Source organism: Pseudomonas sp. PvP100, assembly GCF_017833055.1.
GTDB classification, from domain to species: Bacteria; Pseudomonadota; Gammaproteobacteria; order Pseudomonadales; family Pseudomonadaceae; genus Aquipseudomonas; species Aquipseudomonas syringae.
In genome coordinates this window covers 563,277-585,706 of record NZ_JAFIBO010000001.1, presented here as the reverse complement: position 1 = coordinate 585,706, position 22,430 = coordinate 563,277, and the positions used below count along the sequence as shown (strand labels likewise).

3 protein-coding genes are annotated in these 22,430 nt (G+C 64.4%); all 3 read right to left on the bottom strand.

The annotated features are described in order from the left end of the window. Window positions 1-45: 45 nt before the first annotated feature. From JOE39_RS02560 to JOE39_RS02550, 3 genes are read right to left on the bottom strand one after another with little or no spacing between them, the layout of a single operon-like run. Window positions 46-9,228 carry a non-ribosomal peptide synthetase gene (locus JOE39_RS02560; RefSeq protein ID WP_210077935.1) on the bottom strand — a complete coding sequence of 3,061 codons (9,183 nt, stop codon included), beginning with the start codon at window positions 9,226-9,228 and terminating at the stop codon, window positions 46-48. Then, window positions 9,225-13,337: a non-ribosomal peptide synthetase gene (locus tag JOE39_RS02555; protein WP_057445511.1), complete on the bottom strand. Its 4,113-nt coding sequence runs from the start codon at window positions 13,335-13,337 to the stop codon at window positions 9,225-9,227. Before JOE39_RS02555 ends, JOE39_RS02560 begins: the two co-directional genes overlap by 4 nt. Further along, window positions 13,334-22,399: a non-ribosomal peptide synthetase gene (locus JOE39_RS02550; RefSeq protein WP_210077937.1), complete on the bottom strand. Its 9,066-nt coding sequence runs from the start codon at window positions 22,397-22,399 to the stop codon at window positions 13,334-13,336. Before JOE39_RS02550 ends, JOE39_RS02555 begins: the two co-directional genes overlap by 4 nt. Between the last annotated feature and the right edge of the window lie 31 nt (window positions 22,400-22,430).

Sequence of the window (22,430 nt, the reverse complement as noted above, 5' to 3'; positions counted from 1 at the left end):
GTCTGCGGGTACTTCAGCCCCGCCTGAAAATCCTGTCGTTAACGTTCAGCCCTTTATCGACGACAGGTCGGCATTGATCATCTCGGCAATCACCTGCGCCCAGGGCGCTGCGACAATACCGTAGTGATCGGTGTCCAGTGCTTGCCAGCTCGACATGTGCGGCAACAGTACTTGCCAGGCCCGCTGTAGATCGACGATCCGCCAGGCGCTGCCCATGCCATAAGGATTGGGCTGCGTGGCGATGAACAGCCGCACTGGAGTGCGCAACAGCGCTTCGGGCTGATGGCCGGCCATGCTCGCCATATTGTTCTGGCAGCAGACAATCAGGCTTTGCAGGTAACTCGATGCATCTTCGCTGGCCGTGCTGGTGGCCGTGTTGACGCCGCGCCGTGCAGAAAACTCGCGCTGGAAAACTTGCTGAATCTGCGCTTCGCCAATCTGCGCCAGCTCGTGACCCGCATCCGGCGCGGGGGGATCGATCAGGTACAGCAATGGCTGCTCGCAATCCTCCGTCAGCAGGCTGCACATTGCCTGTGTCACCCAAGCGCCGAACGACCAACCGGCCAGACGCCATGCCGTGCCGTCGGGGTGATGGGCCTGCAACGCTTTGAGATACAGCTGCGCGCGCTCACCCACGCTGATGTTCGGCAGGTCGGGCAGGCGCAAGGCCGGATCGGCGATCACCCACACGCCCAGATCAGGGTGCAGCGCCAAGGCCAGCTCGCGATACGCCTGCACGTCGCCACCCACAGGGTGAATCAGATACAGGCGCTCGCGGCCCGCGCCCGCATGCCACTGATCGATCCTCACCGCATCGACCCACTGGTTTTCGTCCGCAGGCGTTACGGCCCCTGACGCCTGCACCAACGTCAACACCTCGGTCAGGCTGACCTTGTGGCTGAACTGCGACAACTGGAAGACCACGCCGGTCGCGGCCTGCAGTTCGTCGATCAGGTCCAGCAGGGTCAGGGAATCGGCGCCCAGCTCATAGAGCGAGGCATCCGGCTGCAGCGCACTCACACCGAGCCATTTGCACAGGCAGTCATGCAGATGCTCGGGCAGACGGTCCGGCGCTTCAGTGTCTGCCGTCAGCGCTGGCGCAGTATCGGCCAGCGTCGAGCCCGCGCTGTGGCGAACCGGGTAAAACTGTCGCGCCGTCTCTGGATCGGTGGTCGAGATCAGCAACTGCGGCAGTTGCGCCGTCATGGCCGCATCGAATACCCGGCAACCCTCCTGCGCCGACATGCCGACCGCCAGGTGCCGTTGGTGCGCATCATCCCCGACGCCACTGGCAGCGGCCATGCCGACATCGCGCCAGATGTCCCAGTTGATGCCCAGACGCACACAGCCCTTTTCGGCATGCGGGCGGTAGTGGGTAAAACCGTCAAGCACGGCACTGGCGGCGGCGTAGTCCAGGTGCCCGGCGCCACCGAACAGTGCCGACATCGAAGAGCAATACAGGACGAACCCCGGAGTCATCTGCTCGATCAACGCTTCGACCGCCAGCATGCCACGCGTCTTGCTGGCCATTGCCTCAGACAGCACCTGAGCATCGCGCTGACGGATCAGACTGCCCGCTCCGGTGCCGGCGGCGTGAATCACGCCGTCAAAGTGCCCATAACGCTCACGTAAGTATTCAAGCACCGTGGGCCAGCGCGCCAGGTCGGCGATATCCGCAGCGATGCTATCGATGCGCGAAGCATAGGCGTGCAGTTGTTTCGGACACTCGCCACCTCGCGACAGCATCACGACCCGCCGCTGGCTGGATTGCAGCAGGTGTTCACACAAGGTACGCCCGATGCCGCCTGTACCGCCGAGCACCAGAAACGTGCCGTTCGCCGGCAGCAGATTCGAATCAGCCATCGGATTCGCCAGCGGACTGGCCAACAGCTGAGGCTGCCACAGATAACCATCACGAATGGCCATGCGCCGCGGCAGCGACGCCGGTTCGGCCAGCAGCGCCGCAAGGTGCCGAGCCTGAACGCTCAACTGCGCCGTAGGCAGGTCCAGCCAATGACAGCGTATCGGGAACTCCTGCGGGGCCACTTCGGTGATACCGGCCAGCGCCGCCAGTTCAGGGCGCATGACCTGGCCGTTCACCGGGCACGCTTGCCAGGACAACAGCCAGAGCCGCAGGGTGCTCTTCTGTGCGTTCTGCCCCCAGGCCTGCAACAACGCGCTGAGCGTATCCAGACAGGCCCATTGCGCGGCCGCCAGGCTTTGCTCGTCAACCGCTCCGCCCACCGACAGCGGCAAGGCATGCAGCCAGTCCAGTTCGCTTGCCGTCTGCCCATTCTGATCGAGCGTAGCGATCAATCGACCGAACGCCACTGGGTCCAGCGGGTCGAGTTCATAACGATTCGGGCCAAGCTGCTGGTAGCCATTGCCGGCCTGCACCTCGATGACGTGCCGATAGACACCCTGCAGACTGCCAAGCGTGGTGGCATCCAGACGCTCATGGCTACACACCACCAGCACGTCACGACCCTCACCAGTCGGTTTTGTACGCAGACGGTTTACCCGCTGCCACTGACGCTGATAGAACCAGTCCGCCAGCGGCTGGCGCTCGACGGCTGACGAAGGCTGCAGTTCGGCACGTGCGGCGGGTTTGAAGCGGAAGGTCTGCAGATCGAATGCCGACGGAGGCAAGTCCCAGGGGGGCGGCGTCGAACCGGTCGACCCTTCGATGCTGGCCCCCGCATACCAGGCGTCCAGCACGGCCTGGGGCGAATGCTCGCTGGCGTTCACTCGCACGTCCGAAAGCGTCACCTGCTTGATCGACGCGGCTTGCAGGCGCGGCGTCTGACCGGGCTGGCAGATCATTGCGAAGCGCCAGGGCAACGCGCGTCGACCGTTTTGCAGGTAACGCAGCAGCGCAGCCTGCTGCTCGGGAAAGGCGTTGAGCCAGGCTTCAATCGCCAGCATGTCCCGCTCCAGGGCAGTGCGGCTGTGCGCCGACAGCAGCAGGCACGCCGGGCTATCCTCGACGCGCGCTGTCTGCTGCGGCGCGGCGCCGACAATCACATGCGCGTTGGTGCCACCGATGCCGAAACTGCTGACCCCGGCCAGACGCCGACGCCCTTCCGGCCAGGGCCGTGAGGTGCCGGGTATGTAGAACGGCGAGTGCTGCAGATCGATTTGCGGATTGATCCGGGTAAACCCCAGGTTGGGTGGGATCACCCCGTGAAACACGGCAAGCGTCGCGCGAATCAGCCCGACCACGCCGGCAGCCGCGCCCAGATGACCCACCTGACTTTTCACTGAGGCCAGCGCGCAACCGGCGGCTGGTGCCGCGCCGAACGCTTTGGTCAATGCCGCCACTTCAATCGGGTCGCCCAACAGCGTGCCGGTGCCGTGAGCCTCGATGTAGCCCATGTCGGCGCCATTGATCCCGGCCTTGCGCAGCGCCTCGCTGATCACTGCGCTCTGCCCCGACACCGACGGCGCGGTGTAACTCATCTTGGCGCGGCCATCGTTGTTCAGCGCAGAGGCTTCGACCAGCGCGTAGATCCGGTCGCCGTCGGCCTGGGCACGGTCCAGCGGTTTGAGTACCACCACCCCGTAACCGCTGGCACCGATGGTGCCGCTGGCGTCGTCACTGAACGGACGGCATAAACCGTCGCGGGAAAAAATGTGCTGCGGGCGATAACGATAGCCATCGGTCAGGGTCGGGTCGATCAGCACCCCGGCGGCCAGCATCACATCACTGTCGCCCTGACGCAGCATCGCCGCCGCCAGGTGCACGGCAATCAGCGAACTGCCGCACGCCGCCTGAACGCTGAGTGCCGGCCCGCCGAGGTCGAGGTGGTAAGCCGCCTTGGTGGCCAGAAAGTCCTTGTCGTGGTGCAGCGCCATCTGAAAACCGTCGGGCAGATCGCCCCCGGCGGTTTCGCGCAGCATTTGTTGGAAATACGTGGTTTCGCCGCAACTGGCGATCAGGCCGATGCGCGGCCCGTCGGCTTTGGGTGTCAGCCCGGCATGTTGCAGCGCCTGCACGCAGCCCATCAGCAGGTGCCGCTGTTGCGGGTCCATCAACCGCGCTTCCTGCAGACTGATGCCGAAATAGTCGGGATCGAAATCCAGCAGGCCGGTCAGTTGACTGCGCGCACCGACCAGCCCCTCGGCAGCGTCGAACCGCTCGATGCCCAAGCCATTTCCTTGAACCATCGCCCAGAACTCGGCAAGGTTGCTCGCCCCGGCCACATTCACCGACATGCCGATGATCGCCATGGGTTGTTCGCCAGCCTTGGCACCTCGCTCACTGCCCTTCCCTGCACCGGACAGTTGCCCTGCCGGTATGGATAGATGCTGTGCCAGGCGGCGTACGCTGACATGCTCGAACAACGCGGCCATTGCTACTGGCTGCGGCAGCACCTCGTTGTAACGGGCATGCAGGCGCATCAGGCCGAGGCTGGTGGCGCCGGCTTCGAAGAAAGTCTGATCAGGCTCGATGTCGCGACCGATGACCGCCACGAACAACTCGCTCAGTTGCTGTTCAAGTGCGCTCAACGGTGCCTCTGGCAGCCCGGTGCGTTGCCGTTGCAATACCTCGCCGAGATCCCCCAGTGCCCTGCGATCGATCTTGCCGCTCGGCGTGCGCGGCCAGGCGTCGACCCGCCGGTACTCGTCGATACGCACATGCGCCGGCAGGTGCAGGCTGATCTGGCGGTCAAGCTGCTGTGCATCGGGCAGCGTGCCTTCGCTGCGCAACCAGGCCACCAGACGGGGCGGCTCAGCCTGCATGGCCACCACCGCGTTGCTCACCTGAGCGACCTGCAACAGCGCGGCCTCGATCTGCCCCAGTTCTATACGCTGACCACTGATTTTGATCTGCTGATCGTCCCGGCCCAGGTAGTGCAGACAGGCGTTTGCATCAGCCCGCGCAAGGTCGCCGGTGCGATAGAACAGGGTCATGCCCTCTGGCTGCGGCAACTCGACAAAGCGCGCAGCATTCAGCGCCGGGTCAGCGAGGTAGCAGCGCGAAATCATCGGCCCTGCCACCAGCAGATAGCCCTGGCTGCCACGCGGCACCGGCCGGTCGTATTCGTCCACCAGCAGCAGGCGTGCATTGCTCACTGCCCGCCCGATCGGCGCGCGCAGCGGCCAGTCCTGAACCGCCGCAGGCAAACGCCAGGCGCTGACCACGTGGGTTTCGGTCGGGCCGTAATGATTGAACAGCCGTGCCTGCGGCATGCCGCCGAACCAGTTGCGCAATGCCTCGGTGCACAGCAGTTGCTCGCCCGCCGTGATCACCTCGCGCAACGCCTGCGGATACACACCCTGGCTCACAGCGGTCTGCGCCAGATGCTGCAAGGCCACGCACGGCAGGAACAGCCGTTCGATGCGCGTCTGTACCAGATAGCTCAACAATGCCTGAGCATCCTGCCGCCAGCGCGGGTTGATCAGGTGGTAACAGCCCCCGCCGCAGAGGGTGCTGAAAATCTCCTGAAACGACACATCAAACGACAGCATGGAGAATTGCAGGGTCACTGACTTCGCGGGCAACTGCCCTTCGTTGCGCTGCCAGTGCAACAGATTGCAAAGGGTTCGGTCCGGCACCTGAACCCCTTTTGGTGTCCCCGTCGAACCGGACGTGAACAGCGTGTACAACGGTCGTTGACCCGCATGACGGCGACGCTCGAACGGCCGTGCCGCAGCGCTCAGGTCGACCCGATGACAGACCTGTCGGTCTGCGTTCAACTGTTCCAGTGCCACCTCAGTGGTCGCGCTGTACAGCACGCAGCCGGGTTGTGCCTGCTGCATGACCTGACGCTGCACCGCCAGCGGATAGCCAGGATCGACGGGTACCGCCGTCAGGTTGAGCCTGGCCAGCGCCAGTAAGGCCACGATGTGCTCGACCGACGCTTGGAGGTACAGGACCACTTGCAGCGGCGCATCGCTATCCTCCGGCAGCGGGCACTGCTCGATCAGGGTGGCCGCCAGCGTATCGGCCAGTGCATCCAGTTCGGCGTAGCTGATGCACTGCTGATTGTCGACCAGTGCCGGAGCATCCGGTGTGCAACTCACCTGGTAGGCGAACCAGTCGGCCACGGTGTTGAACGGTGGCTCAGCGCTGTCGCCCTGACTGGCGGGCGGCAGGTTGAAGCGGTAAGGCGTGAGCAGCGCATCGAGGGTCGCCGACGGTTTCTCCAACAGCAGATCAAGCCCCTGCTGCAAGAGCTGATTGACGGCGACCATTTGGCCCGCATCGAAATAACTGCACTGGTACTCCCACCAGCATTCCAGCTGTAACCCGGCATCGACCACCAGCAAGGTCAGCGGACATTTGGCCTGCACCGTCTCGTTGAATTCCAGCGTGGCCCGCAGGCCGGTATGGGCCAGCCTGGCGTAGTCGGTGTTTTCCAGCACGAACATGAAATCGAACAGTGCACTGCTCGACGACAGCCGCAGGTCTTCCACCAGGTCCGCCAGCGCGACGTCCTGCAAGGCCAGCACCTCACGCACCGTGGCGGTCTGCTGATGCAGTTGCTGGTCGAGCGCCTTGTCGCCGTCGAACGCCGTGGGGATCAGCACGGTATTGGCGAACATACCGATTGCGTCTTCGAATTCGCTCAGCGGACGGTTGGATACCGGGCTGGCGATGCGTGGCCGTTCACAGCCGGTCAGGGCGTAAATGCTCCAGGCATAAACGCTGAACAGCACCTCATAACGCGTGACGCGCTGTCGGCTGCAAAACCGATCCAGTGCAGCACTGCGCGTGGCTCCCAGCGGCTGACGATAAAGCCGTGCCTGCGGGCCAGGCTCGCGAACCGGCAGCAGCGCGGGCGAAGACGCCGGGTGCTGACGGTGCAACCCGGCCAGGGCGCGACGCTGATCGCGGTAACGCGGGTCGACACGCCATTGTCGTTGCCAGAGGGCAAACTCCAGCGTGCCCAGACCCGGCGAAGGCTCGGCACTCGGCCGCCCCTGCAGCGCATCGTCGTACAGCTGCACCAGGTCATCGAACAACAGGTTCATCGACCAGCCATCGATGGCCACGTGATGCAGGTTCAGCAGCAAGCGGCAGCTGCCATCGGCAAACGGCAACAGCCAGGCCTTGCACAGCGCCGACGTCGTCAGATCGAAAGGTGTGTCGAAGACCAGGGCTGCAAAGCTGCGCCAGGTCTGTTCACTGAATGCTCCTGTGGCAAAGGTCTGGCACACCGCGTCCCGTTGGTGAACCTGCTGATGCAGCCCGTCGGCAGCGGACACAAACGCCGTACGCAGCCCGCTGTGCCGAGTCAGCAGGCGCTGCACGGCGTCGGCCAATGCGTTCAGCTCCACGCCCGCTGCCAGGTGCAGGATGATTGGCACGTTGTAGGCGGTCGCCTGTGGAGTGCGCTGCTGCATCAGCCATAGGCGACTCTGCTCGGCAGTCGCCGGCGCACGCCCTGAACGGTTGACGGGCGGCGCGGGCGGATAGGCAGACGCCGCACCCTGCTCATCACCAAGGCGCTCGGCCAGTGCCGAAAACGATTCGCTCAGCACCGCACCCAGCGTGATTTCCCGCTGCCAGTGGGTGCGAATTGCCGAACGCAGACGCATGGCCTTGAGCGAGTCGCCGCCGCTGCCCAGCCAGTCATCCTCGCCGCTCAGCTCAGGTTGCGCCAACAACCTGCGAGCCTGAGTCAGCAGCCATTCAAGCGTGGGCGAGTGTTGCTCGTCTGCACGCGAACCCGCCAGCGGTCGCCACGGCTTCAAGGGCTGCTCCAGCAGCGCACGCTGATCGATCTTGCCATTGGCAGTCAGTGGCAGGCGCTGCAGCACAAACAGCTGATGCGGGCGCATCCATACCGCCAGGTTGTCACGCAGGTGCTGGTCGAAATCGCGATAGTCCAGCGCCTCGCGCGGCACGATGAAGGCCAGCAACTGGTGGTCTTCAGCCGCCTGCCGGCGCGTACAGACGTGCACCTGCGCCACCTGCGGGTGCTCCAGAATACGCTGCTCGACCTCGCCCGGCTCGATGCGAAAACCGCGGACCTTCACCTGACGATCAATCCGCCCCAGGTACTCGATCAGCCCGTCGGCATTGACCCGCACCTGATCGCCGGTTCGGTAATGCAGCACGTCCCCGGCATCGATTGTCGGCAGGCGCAGGAAACGCTGTTGAGTCTCGGTCGGACGGTTGCGGTAACCGCGTGCGACCCCGCTGCCGCTCAGGTAAAGCTCACCCGCCTCGCCACTGGCAACCGGGCGTTGTTGCGCATCAAGCACCTGCACGCCGGTGTCAGGCAATGGCCGACCGATCGGCACCGCGTCCCCGGCAAAGTCGCGGGGGATCGGATAGCACACGGCGAAGGTGGTGCATTCGGTGGGTCCGTAGGCGTTGAAAATCCGGCAACGGCTGTCGGGATTGGCCTGATACCAGGCACGCACCGCCGCGGCGCTGACCTGCTCACCGCCGATCAGCACTTGGCGCAGGCTGGCGAAACAGGCGGGGTTATCTGCGCTCAAGGTGTTGAACAGCGAAACGGTCATGAACAGGCTATCGACCTGCTGCGTTTCCAGCACTCTGGCCAGTTGCTGTGCGTCCTGCAGGTCTGCGTCGGCAATGATGACGCAGCAACCGCCGTTGAGCAGCGGCGCCCACAGTTCGAAATTACAGGCGTCGAACGCCGGGTTGGACAGGCAGGCCACGCGCTCGCCTGCGCGAGTGTCGAGGCAACTGTCGGTCCGGGCCAGACGCAACAGGCCGCGCTCCCCTACGTCCACGGCCTTCGGGGTACCGGTGGTGCCCGAGGTGTAGAACAGGAAGCTCGACGCGGCGAAGTCCTCGGGCAGCGGCAGTGCCGGTTGATCAGGGAATTCCAGCAGGGCTTCGACGCTGACGTACCAGCCACGTTGTGGCGCTGCCAGGCTGTCCGCGTCTTCGCCGAGGGTCACCAGCCCGACGCAACCTCCGTCGTCGAGCATCAGCTGTCGACGCCGGGCCGGACTGGCCCGATCCAGCGGCACCACCACAGCCCCGACTTTCAGCACGGCCAGTATCGTGGCGACCCATTGCCAGCAGCGCGGCATGCACAGGGCAATCGGATCCGCAGGGCCGGTGCCTTGTGCCAGCAGCCCTTTGGCGATTCGTTCACTGGCGCTGGCCAGTTGCGCGTAGGTCAGCCGTACCTGTCGGTCGATCACGGCCAGCGCCTGCGGATCACGGCGTACCTGCTCGGCGAAACGCGACAGCAGGGTCTGGGGGTTGCGGGCGTTATTTTCCGCGTGCCGGTTCATCATTGCGCCTCCTGCGTGTCGAAACGTTGCAGCTCTTGCCTGAGCGTCTGCGAGACCCGATGCACCTCGGCGCTTTCCAGCATGTCCCAGTGCCCGCCATGTACCAGCCGGGCCTTGTAACCATTGCCCGCGCGACGACGCCAGAAGCTGCGCAGCTCATGCAACTGCGGGCGGGTAAAGCCTTCGCGAGCCTGAATCAGCACGATGCGCCCGGCTTGCGGCGCGCACTCGTATGCGGCCATGGCCAGGCGGTTGTGGTTGTAGAGGTGGAAATATCGCTCGACCTGCGCGTCTTCGATGCCGGGGTACATGCCGTTGAAGCGCACCAGCTTGTCGCGAAACTCCGCCATGTCCACGGTCCCGATCTGTTGCCGAAACCCCGGATCATCCGAGCCTTGGGTGTCGAGCAGCACCACCGTCACCTGACGATGGCCGGCAGCCGTCAGACGGCGGGCCATTTCGTACGCCACCAGGCCACCGAACGACAGCCCGGTGAGCACCAGCGGTTGTGAGGTCAACGCCGCGATCCGCCGCAAATAGGCGTCGGCCATCGCTTCGACGCTCGGCTCGGTGCTCTCTCCGGGGTTCAACCCTGGCGATTGCACACCGTACACACCGATGCTTTCCGGCAGTTCCTTGGCCAGCGACAGATAGCAGAACGCTGTGCCCCCCGCCGGGTGAATGCAAACCACGTTGCGTTGCCCGGCACCGCGCCGGAATTCGATCAGGTTGTCCTGTGCCGCGGCCAGGCTGGCCCCGCTACGCAGCCAGCCGCCCAACGCCTCGATGGTCGGGTGGCCGAGGATCACGCGCACAGGCACCTCGACGCTGAACGCCCGGCCAATTTCGTAGGCCATCTTGATCGCCGCAATCGATGTCCCGCCGACGTTGAAGAAGTTGTCGCGAATGCCGATCTGCGGCACTAGCAGCAGGTCTTTCCATATCTGATACAGGGTCAGCTCGATATGGTCACGTGGGCTGCCGAGATTGACCTGCCGGTCGGCCAGATCCTGATCGGCCAGTGCCGCAAGGGCGGCACGGTCGACTTTGCCATTGACCGTCAACGGTAAGGCGTCCAGCCACAGAAACGCGCTGGGCATGACGGCGCTGGACAGGGTCGTTGCCAGGTGCGCACGCAGTGCGGATTCGTCCACCGTGCTGTCGGTAACGCAGCACGCCACAAGGCGCTGGTTCTGCGCCGTATCACCGACGATCAACGCCACACTGGTGCGAATACCGGGGAACAGGTCCAGCCGCGCTTCGATTTCACTCAGTTCCAGGCGAATGCCGCGCAGCTTGACCTGAAAGTCGTTGCGACCGAGAAACTCCAACTGACCGTCCGGCCGATAACGCGCCAGATCGCCGCTGCGGTACAGCCGGTCACCGGCAACGAAGGGGTTGTCGATAAACCGTTCGGCGGTGAGCTCGTCCTGCCCCAGATAACCCCGTGCAACGCCGACACCACCAATGTGCAACTGACCGGTGACCCCGGCCGGCACCGGCGCATCACGCTCGTCGAGCACGTAAAAACGGGTGTTGGCAATGGGTCGGCCGATGGGCAATTGGCGTGGCGGAACGTCAGCACCAGGCTCCAGCGTCCAGACACTGCTGATCACTGTGGTTTCGGTCGGACCATAGACGTTGTGCAGGCGGGCATGCGGCAGACGCTCCTGAAACAGCCTGGCGACTGCGGGCGACAGCTCCCCACCGCCACTGAACACATCCTTCAGGGAGAGACAGGCGCTGACCTCTTCGACCTCCAGAAACAGTTGCAACATGGCCGGCACGAACACCATCGCGGTGACGCTTTGTTCGCGCACCACCTGCGCCAGGTAGCCGGGTTCGAAATGCCCGCCGGGACGGGCGATGACCAGCCTGCCCCCGGTGAGCAACGGCCAGAAAATCTCCCAGGCCGAGGCGTCGAAACCGAATGGAATCTTGTGCAGCATGCTCCCGTGTTCGCCGCAGAATTGCTGACACCACAGCAGCAGGTTGCTCAGCCCGCGATGCGTGACCATCGCCCCCTTGGGCAGCCCGGTGGTGCCGGAGGTGTACAGCACATACGCCAGGTGGTCGGCGTTCACACCGACACGCTGCGGCTGCGGATTGTCCGACGGGCACTCGGCCCAAAGCACGGCATCGGCCTGCACGTCGAGGATCGGCACTTCACAGTCCGCGCCTTGCAGGGCCTCGCGCAGGATCTTGCGCGTCGGCCCTTGGGCCAGCAGCACAACCGGGGACGTGTCATCGAGAATATGCCGCAGGCGACCCGATGGATAATCCGGGTCCAGTGGCACATAGGCGCCCCCGGCCTTGAGCACCGCCAGCACGGCCAACGGCAGTTCCAGCGAACGTTCGATACACACCGCCACGCGCACATCCGGGCCGACGCCGAGGGTGAGCAAGTGATGCGCCAGGCGGTTGGCCTGACTGTTGAGCTGGCTGTAGCTCAGCGATCGACCTTCGAAGATGACCGCACACTCGGCCTGCCGACGCGCGACCTGAGCTTCGATCAGGCGATGCACGCAATCGACGGGCTGGGCCAGCGGTGCCGGGCTGTTCCACGCATGCAGTATCTGTTCGCGTTCGGCATCGCTGATCAGCGTCAGTGCGCCGACAGGCTGCTTGGGGTTCAGCGCCACCTGTTCCAGCAGCTGACGATAATGCCCGCTCAGACGCTCGATGCTGGTCTGGTCGAACAGGTCGGTGTTGTATTCCACCAGCAGGCTCAGCACACCGTCGCGCTCGACCCATTCGAACGCCAGGTCGAACTTGGCCGTGGCGCTCCCGGTGCCGTATGGGGTCATGCTCAGGCCCTGCATCTGTGCGGCGTTGCCTGGCGTGTTCTGCAACACCATCATCACCTGAAACAGAGGCGAATACGCGGTATCGCGTTGCGGGTTGACGGCTTCCACCACGCGGTCGAAAGGCACGTCCTGATGCGCATGGACATCCAGCAGAGTGGCGCGCACTTCGCGCAACAGCTCGGCAAAGGTCTGCTGCGGATCGAGACGCTGGCGAATCACTTGAGTGTTGACGAAATGGCCGATCAGCGGCTCGATTTCTGGACGGCTGCGGTTGGCGAATGGCGTACCGATGCACAGGTCCCGCTGACCGCTGTGGCGCCAGAGCAGGACCGACAGCGCGCCGATCAGCACGTTGAACAGCGTGCCTTGGGTCTGTCTGGCCAGCGCGTTAAGCGCACGCAGGGTGGTGCCGTCGACCGTCGAGCTGAAGGTCGCCCCGACGTAGCGCTGCACGGTCGGACGTGGCCGGTCGGCAGGCATGTCGAGCAGCGGCGGCGCGTCGGCCAGCGTGCGCTTCCAGAAGTCCAGTTGCCCGGCCAGCGCCTCGTCGCTCAGCCGCTGTTGCTGCCAGCAGGCGTAATCGGCGTACTGCACCGCCAGCGGCGCCAGACTGGACGCCTGACCGCGCAGAAAATCGCCATACACGGTAGTCACTTCCTGAAGGATCACGCCCATCGACCAGCCATCGGCGATGATGTGGTGCACGCTGTACAGCCAGAGGTATTCCTCATCGGCCAGGCGCAGCAGCGAGGCCCGCAGCAACGGGCCGCTGGCCAGGTCAAACGGCGCTTTGGCCTCCTGCTCCACCGCCATGCTGACGTGCGCATCGCGCGCTGTCGGCGACAGGTCACGCAGGTCGACACCTGGCATCACCAGCGGCATCGCCGGGTGCACGAGCTGCCGTGGCTCGCCGTCGACGCTGGCAAACGTGGTGCGCAATATTTCATGGCGCATGATCAATTCGTTCAGCGCCCGCTCCAGCACCGGCACATCCAGCGCGCCTTTCAGCAGCACCGCAGTGGGCACGTTATAGAACGCATTGCCCGGTTCCATCTGATCGAGAAACCACAGCTGGCGTTGTGAAAACGACAGCGGAACAGCCGTTTGCCCGGCGGCACGCCGAGGGATCGCGGCGGGGTCGGTGCCGCTCAGCAAGGCAATCAGTTCTGCCTTGTGCTGCTTGAGCGCCTGCAACATCTCGTCATTCAGAAACCCGCGCGGCGCCTTGCAGCGCAGTTTGTCGCCGTCCACTTCAAGCACCACCGCGTGGCGACCGAACAACTCCAGCAATTGATAGGCATTCATATCTCTATCTCCTCCATGTCGCTGGCGTCGTCCGTTTGATCGGCGGCAGAAGCGAACGCCTCGACCTGCGCGCGGCGTTGTTCGTCGGCAGTGCGCAGGCCGCCCACCATCGAGTAGATCAACTGATGATTCGGTCCCAGGTCGAACAGGGCCGACAATTGCTGCTCCTCGAGCGAGCCCATGCCACACAGGCCAAGGCCCTGCTCCACCGCCGTCATGGTCAGCAATTGCGCCATGCCCCCGGCTTCGATATGACAGAAGTCGCGACTGCGCTCGCCGTACAGCGGCCGGATCGCGGCCATGTCGGCGATGAAGAACAGCGAGAACGCAGCGTTTTCATACACCGGGCGGTTGACGAAATAATCGTAGGTGTCAGGGTCGAGCGGCTCGCTGTCGAGCATCAGCAGGCGGTGCTCAACCGGGTCGTAGTAATAGGCGCCGGCAGCAACGCCGGTGACCCGCTGCGGTTTGACATACAGGTAGCACTGGATCGGGTATAGACCGCCTGCGGACGGGAACTGGTATTTGACCTCGCCGTGCAGTTGCCCCTGCGCCAGGCTGGCCAATAACCCGGCAAACGCTTCGGTCGGAACGGGCCCCTCAGCGAATTGGCGTACCGAGCGGTAATCGCTGAAGCGTCGCGCGAACGCCGGATCATCCGGACGCGCAAGATTCAGCGCCGCAACCTCTGAGGTGAAAGTCCGCCGACCGCGCTGGTCGGCCTTGAAGCGCGCCCGCTGCTGCGGATCCTCGATCACCTCCTCAGGCGAACCCGCGCGCTGCCGAACGCTGTCGACCACACTGCCGTTGGCCAGATTCCGGCGGTACATGCCGAGCAGATTGAGCAGCGTCGGCTGCGCCAGCAGTTGCGCAACGTTGGGACGGAACTGCAGTTCGCCGGACAGCGCATTGCTGATCCTGACAATGTCGATCGAGGTGGCGCCCAGGTTGAGCAAATTGGCGTCGGCAGCGATCGACGGGCGCTTGAGCACGCCCTGCACGATCATCACCAGTTGTTGCTCCTGTGGCCCCTCCACTTCCAGCGCAGGACCGGCATCCTGAACCTGCGCTGGCTCCGGGAGGCGCTTCTTGTCGACCTTGCCGTTGGCCGACAGCGGCCATTCCTGCACGAAGGTAAACGACGTCGGCACCATGTAGGCCGGCAGTTTGTCTGCCAGGTACTGGGTAAAATCACTGGCCTGTAACGAGGGATCGGCCTTGAGTACGTAGCCCGCAAGCCGCTTCTCGCCCAGCGCTTCGCCGAGCACCCGCACCACGGCGCTCTGCACGCCGGGATGGCGATTGAGCGCCGCTTCGATCTCGCCCAGCTCGATGCGGTGCCCCTGGACCTTGACCTGGGTGTCTTCACGCCCGAGAAACTCGATATTGCCGTCGGGCAGCCAGCGCCCCAGGTCGCCGGTCCGGTACAGACGTTCGCCGGTCAGCGGGTGGGCGAAGAAACTGCCGGCACTCAGGGCTTCATCACGCCAATAGCCCTTGGCCAGGCCGACACCGCCGATATACAACTGGCCAGCCACCCAGGTCGGGCGAACCTGCAAGGCGTCATCCAGCACATAGAAGCGCTGGTGATCCAGCGCCTTGCCATAGGGAATACTGCGCCACGCGGGGTCGACCTGCTGCAGCGGATACTGGATCGACCAGATGGACGCTTCGGTCGCCCCGCCAAGGCTGACCAGTTGCAACGTCGGCTGCAGCGCCCAGGCACGCTCGGGCAGCGTCAGGGGAATCCAGTCGCCTGACAGCATCGCCACGCGCAGGCACGACGGCAACGCGCTGCGCTCGCTTTGCACATACTCCAGCAACATGCCGAACAAGGCTGGCACCGAATTCCACAGGCTGACCTGATGCCGCTCGATCAGCGTCAGCCAGTGCGCCGGGTCGAGGGCTTGCTGCGGTTCGAGCAGCACCACCGCTGCGCCAGCGGCCAGCGTGCCGAAGAAGTCATAGACCGACAGGTCGAAACTCAACGACGAAACCGCCAGCACCCTATCCGCAGCGCCGACGGCAAAGCGCCGGTTGATATCGAGCAGCGTATTCACCGCACCGCGATGATCGATGACCACGCCCTTGGGCAGGCCGGTCGAGCCCGAGGTGTAGATCACATAGGCCAGATCGTCCGGAGTGAGATGCACGGCGTGTAATTCGGATTGATCGGAAAGGCCATCGTCGGCAACGATCGGGTCGCTCACGCTGATCACCTGGACCTGCGCGGGCCACTCGACACGTTGCAGCAGTGCCGGCTGAGTCAGCGCCAGGCTGGCTTCGGCACGTTGCAGGATGTGCTCCAGACGCTCGGTCGGCAGCGCCGGGTCGAGCGGCAGGTAGGCCCCGCCGGCGTACTGGATCGCCAGCGTCGCGACGACCTGTTCCCAGCCACGTTCCATGACCACCGCGACCAGTTGATTAGGCACCACGCCGCGACGCTGAAGCAGCGCCGCCAGTTGCCGCGCTTCGGCTCGCAGCTGGCGATAACTCAACTGCCGCTGGGTGCCGATGACCGCCAGCGCATCCGGGGCAGCGAGTGCCTGGCGATCGAACAGTTCGTGCATCAGCGCCGAGTCAACGGGGCTGGCCTCGGGCACCGGCAAGCGTGCCAGCGGTATCAGCTCCACCGTGCCAGCGTTCCAGGCATCGGCGTCCAGCAGGCGATCCAGCAGCGCGTTGTAGGCGACGAACATCTGCTCGATCAGGCCTTGCGGAAACAACTCGTCGATGCTGTCCCAGTTGAACAGCAGGCGCCCTTCCAGCTCCAGCAACGTGTGGTCAAGCCAGACCTGCGGGGTTTGGGTGATGCTGTGCATATGCTCGGCATTCAATGCGTCGGCAAGGTTGAATTCGGCCAGTTCAGGCGCGGCTTCCGACAGGGTGCTGTTGAACACGATCGGCATGGCGGTCTGCTGCACGCCTCGGGCCTGGGACAGTTCACGCAGCACCCGCACGCCGCTGACCACCGAATGGTCGATGTCTTGCCACAACCGTGCCTGCACGGCACGCGCCTTGTCGATGAAACTCGCGGCCCCGTCGAGACTGACTTCAAGCAAGACCAGCGAGGTGAAGTCACCAATGATCTCATCAACATCCGGGTGCAGCGGCATGCGATTGAACAGCGGCAGGCTCAACGTGAAGCGCGGCTGCCGGCTCCACAGCGCCAGCACCTCGCTGAACGCGGTCAGCAGCATCACCGATGGCGTCACGGCAAATTGCCTGGCGAGTTCCTTGAGCCGTGACCACTGCGACGCTGAAAGCTCGCGGTCGCGGCGGGTAAAGTGCGGCTGGCTGATGCTTTCCGGCTGGCACACCAGCGGCAGGTCCGGCGCAGGCGCCAGCGTGGCAACCTTCTCGCGCCAGTAGTCCAGCGCCTGTGCGTAGCGGCTGTCATTGCGCAAGCGCTGCTCGGCCAGCACGTAATCTCTAAATGTCAGCCCAGGTTCGGGCAGTTGCAACTGCGGGTCGGCATAAAACGCCATCAGCTCGCGCGCCAGAATCTGCGTACTCGCGGCGTCGACGATCAGGGCGTCAAGGCTGATGTGCAGATGGCTGATGCCCTCATCGAGCAACGACAGACTGAACTCGAACAACGGCCAGCGACTGGCGTCCAGCACCTGATGGGACTGACGTTCGCGGGTGACTTGCAGGGCCTGCTGCGCGGCGGCGGCAGACAGGCCGCGCAGATCGTTGCGTGGCATATGATAGGTCGGCACGCTGTCGAGAACCTGCTGCGTGCCATCGCCAAGGAACACCACGCGCAGCATGTCGTGCCGCAGGATCATGCGGTTCAGCGCCTGCTCGAAACGTGGCACGTCGAGGCCGGGGATGCGCAGTTCTTCATAGCCATGGGCACTGACCCCGCCGAGGCTGACCGACGCTTCGCGGCCAAACCAGTACGCCTGCTGGATATCGGTCAGCGGAAACGGCGCGTAACGTGCGCTGCGATCGGCTTCAATCGGGGCAAAGGGTGTGTCGAGCGAAGGCCCGTCACTCCGCCCGAGCCGCACCTGCTCGGCCAGGTCCATCAGCACCGGCGTCTTGAACAGGCTGCTCAGGGACAGCTGCGCGCCCATGCGCTGGTTGATCATGTAGATCATTCGCGTGGCCAGCAGCGAATGCCCGCCCAGTTCGAAAAAGTTGTCGTGAATGCCGACCTGCTGGCACTTGAGCACCTCGGCCCAGATACACACCATCTGCTGCTCGGTCTCGTCGCGCGGTGCCACATAGGCACTGGCGGCCTGTCGCTCTGGCACTGGCAGCGCCTGACGGTCGAGCTTGCCGTTACGGGTCAGCGGCAACTGCGCCAGCGCCACCCAGGCCGTCGGCACCATGTGTTCCGGCAGGTGGCGGTGCAGCTCGGCACGCAGTGTTTCGGCGGTTGCAGGCCCTACCACATAGGCCACCAGACGCTTGTCGCCCGGCACATCTTCGCGCAGCAGCACCACCGCTTCCCGCACACCGGGTTGCTGGTGCAGAAGGCTGTCTATCTCGCCCAGTTCGACGCGAAAGCCGCGCAACTTGACCTGCTGGTCGATGCGTCCCAGGTAGTGAACGTTGCCGTCAGCCGCGAACCGCGCCAGGTCACCGCTGCGGTACATACGCGCACCGGGCTGCGAGTTGAACGGGTCCGGCATGAAGCGTTCGGCGCTCAAGTCTGGACGATTCAGATAACCACGGGCCAGGCAGGCTCCGGCGATATACAACTCGCCCGCCACACCGACCGGTACCGGGTTCAGGTCGCCGTCCAGCACATACAAACGCGCATTGGCGATGGGCCGGCCAATCGGCGGCGCGTCCGGCCACTGCCCGGCCTGATCACAGTTCAGGCTGAACTGGCTGACCACGTGGGTTTCGGTCGGGCCGTACTGGTTGTGCAGTTGCGCACCGCCAAGGCCGCAGACAAAGGCACGCAGTTCGTCATTGACGAGCAACGCCTCGCCAGCAGTGATGATTTCGCAGCCGCCCTTTGGCAAAGGCATCGGCACCGACGCCTCGGCTTCAGTGAAGCTGGCCAGTTGCTGAAGCACGGCAAACGGCAGAAACGCCCGTTGTACATCTTCGGCCACCAGCGTCGGACGCAGCGCGGCGAGGTCTTTGCGGCCGGCTTCGCTCATCAGCACCAGGCTGCCGCCCTGGCACAGCGTGCTGCAGATTTCCTGAAACGACACGTCGAAATTCAACGACGCGAATTGCAGCACGCGTTGTGCAACAGGCGTCTGTTCCAGTTGCCAGGCGATCAGGTTATCCAGCGCCGCACGGCTGTGCGCCACGCCCTTGGGCCGCCCGGTCGAACCGGAGGTGTAGAGCACGTAAGCCAGGTTGCCGGGGCTGACGGGGACTTGCGGGTTGGCCTCGGAATACTCAGACCAGCGCTGCGCTTCCACGTCGTGGCAGCAGATCGGCAGCGTGTCGGGCAACGGCGGCAGACCGGCAAGCAGTGCAGTCTGGGTCAGCAGCAGGCTCGGTGCGGCATCCGCGAACATGAACGCCAGACGCTCGACCGGGTATGCAGGATCGAACGGCACGTAAGCGGCGCCGGTCTTGAGAATGGCCAACAGGCCGATGACCATCTGCGGCGAGCGCTCCAGACACAGTCCCACGCGCTGCTCGGGCCTCACGCCCTGCTCGATCAGGTAATTCGCCAACCGGTTGGCAGACTGATTGAGCTCGGCGTAAGTCAGCGCTCGCTCATCGGCCAGCAACGCCACGGCATCGGGTGTGCGCTGCGCCACGGCTTCGAAGCGTTTGACACAATCGGGCTGCGCCGAGGTATCGCGTTCGGTGCGGTTCCAGTCGTGGACAATCCGTCGGTGCTGCGCGGCGTTGAGCAGGTCGAGCGTCGCCAACGGCTGTTCGCTGTCCTCGACCATCTGCATGAGGATGCGGCGCAGGTATTCGCCCATCTGCACCACGGTCTCCGGCTCGAACAGCCCCGACGCGTATTCCAGGCCGCCGACGATTTGCCCGTCGCGTTCGCTGAGTGCCAGTTGCAGGTCGAATTTGGCCACTGGCTGGACGCTTTGCAACACGCTGACCTCCAGCCCGGACAACTCCAGATCCGAATCCTGATGCTGCTCCCAGGCGAACAGCACCTGAAACACCGGGCTGTAAGCCAGACTGCGCGGCGGGTTGAGCAACTCCACCACTTGATCGAACGGCAAGTCCTGATGTTCCTGAGCGGCAAGCGCAACGCTGCGCGCCTGTTGCAGCCAGCTGGCCACCGTCGGGCTGCCGGCGCGGGTCATGCGCAGGGCCAGGGTATTGACGAAGAACCCGATCAGCCCTTCCAGCTCCTGCTGGCTGCGGTTCGCCGAGGGCACACCAATGACCACGTCATCCTGCCCCGACAGGCGCATCAGCAACAGCGACCAGGCCGCCAGCAGGTTCATGAACAATGTGGTGCCCTGCTGCGTAGCCAACATTCGGAGCCGTGCTGTCAGCGCACGGTCAAAGACCAGCGGCACGAAGCCGCCGCGGTAATCCTGGGCCGCCGGACGTTTGTGATCGGTGGGCAACTCCAGCAATAGCGGTGCACCGCTCAGGGTTTCACGCCAGTAGCGCCGCTGCGCATCCAGTACCTCGCCGGACAGCCACTGGCGTTGCCAGGCCGCGTAATCCACATACTGAACAGCCAGCGGCGGCAGTGGCAGGGACTGCCCGTGCGCGGCCGGTTGCTGAATAGCCGCCTCATAGAGCAGCCCCAGTTCACGGGTCAGCACGCCCATTGACCAGCCATCCGAGACGATGTGGTGCTGGGTCAGCAGCAACACATGATCGTCGTCGGCCAGCCTGACCAGGCTGACGCGCATCAACGGCCCCACCGCCAGGTCGAACGGCTTGCTGCCCTCTGCGTCGATCAACGCCAGCAGACGCGCCTGGGCATCGTGCTCGCCACGCAAATCGGTGACTGGCAACGGAATGATCGTCTCCGCAGCGCAAACGCGTTGCCGCCCCTCGCCCTCGACCGCGAAGAAGGTGGTGCGCAGAGCCTCGTGGCGGGCCACCAGCTGATTGAAACTGCGCTCCAGCGCGGCCACTTGCAACGGCCCGCGCAGGCGCAGATTCAAGGGCATGTGGTAGGCCGCATTGCCGCCTTCCATCTGCGCCAGAAACCACAGGCGCTGCTGGGCAGACGACAATGTGTGTGCCCCGCTACGCTCTACAGCCGTGATCGGTGGGCGAGCGTTACCCTGCTGCGCGGTGCTCAGTCGTTCGGCGAACTGCTGCAGCACGGGGGCGGTAAACAGGGATGAGGGTGACACCTCAAGATGCAGTGCCTGCCGAACCTTGGCCAGCACACGCATCACCAGCAGCGAGTGACCGCCGAGTGCAAAAAAGTGATCCTGGCGACCGACTCGCTCGACGCCCAGCACCTCCGCCCAGATGGCCGCGAGGGCCGTTTCCAGCGCGCCTTGCGCGGCTTCGAAGACATGCCGATCGAACGCGTCATCCCCCGGCTCGGGCAGTGCGATGCGGTCCAGCTTGCCATTGGCGGTCAGCGGCAGCGCGTCCATGCGCACGAACGCAGCAGGAATCATGTAGTCCGGCAGGCTGCGCTGCAGATGCTCGCGCAGGCCTTTGGGCGTCAGCGCTGCGCCGCTTTGTTCGCGAAAGTAGGCAATCAGCCTGGGTACGCCGGCGTTGTCCTCGCGCAGCACCACCACGTTGTCACGCACACCGGCAACCTCGGCCAGACGCGCCTCGATTTCTCCCAGTTCCAGGCGCAGGCCGCGCAGCTTGGCCTGCGAGTCGTTGCGCCCGAGGAATTCCAGATGGCCGTCAGCCCGATAGCGGGCCAGATCGCCAGTACGGTACAACCGCTCACCGGCCACGAACGGGCTGTCGATGAAGCGCTCGCGGGTCAATTCCGGCAAATTCAGGTAGCCACGCGCAACCCCCGCGCCGCCGATGTACAGTTCGCCGGTCACACCCTGGGGAACCCTCTCGTCAGCGGCATCGAGCAGGTAAATCCGCGTGTTGGCCAACGCCCGTCCGATGGGCAGCACCGCATCGACGTGGCTGTCGGGCTCGAACTCGAAACAGGTGCTGTCGATGCTCGCTTCGGTAACACCGTAGGCCTGGACGATCTGTACCTGCTCGCCACACAACCCACGCAGTTGGCGCGCACTGTGCGCTGTCCAGATGTCCGAACCGCAAACCACCGTGCTCATGAACGACAGGTCGCGCCCTGCCTCCTGCGCCCAGACCAGCAAAGGGTTGAGCACCGCAGGCACGAAGTCCGCGAAATCGATGCGCGCCTCGCTCAACAGGCGATACAGCGCAGGCGGGTCCATCAGCGTGTCACGCGGGCAGAGCACGAGCGTGCCGCCAAAACCTAGCGCGCGGATCAGGTCGGCGCTGAATACATCGAAGGAAAACCCGGCCATTTGCAGGTGATTGAGGGGTTTGTGCAGCGCATACAACCGCTCCCAGGCAGCGCTCACCGCGATCAGCCCACGGTGCTCGACCATGACCCCCTTGGGCGTCCCGGTGGAGCCCGAGGTGTAGATCACGTACGCCAGATGGCGGGACGTCAGACCAACCGCGTGCGGGTCAGGGTTGTGCGTCGGCTGCGCTGCCCATAGTCGGCTATCGGCCAGATCAAGCACTTGCGTTGCGACCTCACCTTGCTCCAGCGCCGCCAGCAACGCCGCGCGCGCCGGGGCGTGGCTCAGCAGCACGCGTGGCGCGCTGTCTGCCAGCATGTGGGCCAGACGGGCTTTCGGGTACGTGGGGTCCAGCGGCACGTAGGCACCGCCGGCCTTGAGTACCGCGAGCACGCCGACCAGCATGTCCAGCGAGCGCTCCAGGCAAATCCCGACACGCACATCCGGCCCGACACCAAGACTGCGCAGGTAATGGGCCAGGCGGTTGGCTTGGGTATTGAGCGTCGCATAGTCAAGCGTGTCCAACCCCAAGCGTGCCGCGATAGCGTCAGGATTAAGCTGCACTTGTGCTTCGAAAAGGCCATGCACACACTGGGTTTGGTCAAAGGGTTGCTCTGTATCAGGATGAGCGAAGCCCGTCCCGCGCGAGGAAGATTTGTCGACCATCAGGAATCACCGTCCGTGAGCAGATTATTTT